General features: G+C 50.4%; 3 protein-coding genes. All 3 read left to right on the top strand.

Translation table 11 applies throughout. The annotated features are described in order from the left end of the window. The coding region (locus ACRC27_RS03560; protein ID WP_438639202.1) for a phage tail sheath C-terminal domain-containing protein at positions 1-708 on the top strand (708 nt) is incomplete at its 5' end. 12 nt (positions 709-720) lie between these two features. Next, positions 721-1,236: a phage major tail tube protein gene (locus ACRC27_RS03555; protein WP_438621714.1), complete on the top strand. Its 516-nt coding sequence runs from the start codon at positions 721-723 to the stop codon at positions 1,234-1,236. Between the two features lie 57 nt (positions 1,237-1,293). Beyond that, positions 1,294-1,507 (top strand): phage tail assembly protein (locus ACRC27_RS03550; RefSeq protein WP_438639201.1); only part of this gene is annotated, 214 nt, incomplete at its 3' end.

Genomic DNA, 1,507 nt, shown 5'->3' with positions numbered 1-1,507 from the left:
TATGCCAACGCCAACGGCTGTAAAACCATTGAAGACGTGATCGCATACCGCGAAAACTTCAGTCAGCGTGAACTGATGATCATCTGGCCCGACTTTATTAGTTGGGATACCGTCACCAATGCCAACACTACCGCATTTGCTACTGCCCGCGCCCTCGGCTTACGCGCCAAAATTGACCAAGAAACAGGCTGGCACAAATCACTGTCAAACGTCGGCGTAAATGGCGTGACAGGTTTATCCGCTGACGTGTTCTGGGATCTACAAGACCCCGCAACAGACGCAGGCCTTCTCAACGAAAACCAAATCACCACCCTGATCCGCAAAGACGGCTTTCGCTTCTGGGGTTCACGCTGCTGCTCTGATGACCCACTATTCGCCTTTGAATGCTACACCCGCACAGCACAAGTGCTAGCCGACACCATGGCCGAAGCCCATATGTGGGCAATTGATAAAAGCCTCACCCCATCACTGGCCCGCGACATCATCGAAGGTATCAACGCCAAGCTGCGTGAAATGGTTTCAGGCGGGTACTTACTCGGTGGTCGTTGCTGGCTAGATCCTGATGCCAACACCAAAGAAACGCTAAAAGCAGGAAAGCTAACACTCGATTATGACTACACCCCCGTGCCGCCATTAGAAAACCTGATGCTGCGCCAACGCATTACAGATACCTACCTGATGGATTTCGCATCACAGGTTAAAGGCTAAGAGGAACAATAAATGGCATTACCACGCAAGTTTAAATACCTCAACCTGTTCAACGCCGGTAACAACTGGATGGGCATTGTTGAGTCATTCACCCTGCCAAAACTCACCCGCAAATTTGAAAAATACCGTGGCGGTGGCATGAACGGCGCAGCAGACATTGATCTGGGTCTGGATGACGGCGCACTCGAATGTGAATTTACCCTTGGCGGTACAGAAGCCCTCGTGTTCAAACAATGGGGTGCAGCAAAAGCCAACGCCGTGCAACTGCGCTTTACCGGCTCAATTCAGCGTGATGACACCGCAGAAGTACAAGCCGTTGAAGTTGTCGTTCTGGGTCGTCACAAAGAAATTGACGGCGGTGATACCAAACAAGGCGACAGCTCAACCACCAAAATCAGCTTTTCACCCACCTACTACAAACTCACCATTAACGGTGAAGAACTGATCGAAATCGACACCATCAACATGATTGAGCGTGCCAACGGTGTTGATTTACTCGAAGCACACCGCAGCGCCATCGGCCTATAACCCTAACCTATTTATGCGCAGTCACTGCTGCGCATCACCAAAACAACAGGATTAAACATGACTCAGCCAACAACACCACAAAACGACAACATCAAAATGGATATTGCCTCCGGTGAAATCACTGAAAAAACCGTCACACTCGAAACCCCGATCCAACGTGGTAACACCACCATCACACAAGTTGTAGTGCGTAAACCAAAATCAGGCGCACTGCGTGGCTGCCGCTTGCAAGCACTCATGGAAATGGATGTCGACAACCTCACGCTAGTGC

Source organism: Plesiomonas sp., assembly GCF_051650925.1.
Classification (GTDB): Bacteria; Pseudomonadota; Gammaproteobacteria; order Enterobacterales; family CAMTGL01; genus Plesiomonas.
The sequence above is the reverse complement of the archived record's forward strand: the minus strand, read 5'-3'. Positions and strand labels throughout refer to the sequence as shown.

Coding starts and splice junctions, on each gene's coding strand:
- ACRC27_RS03555 (WP_438621714.1), top strand. CDS start 721: ATGGCATTACCACGCAAGTTTAAATACCTCAACCTGTTCAACGCCGGT.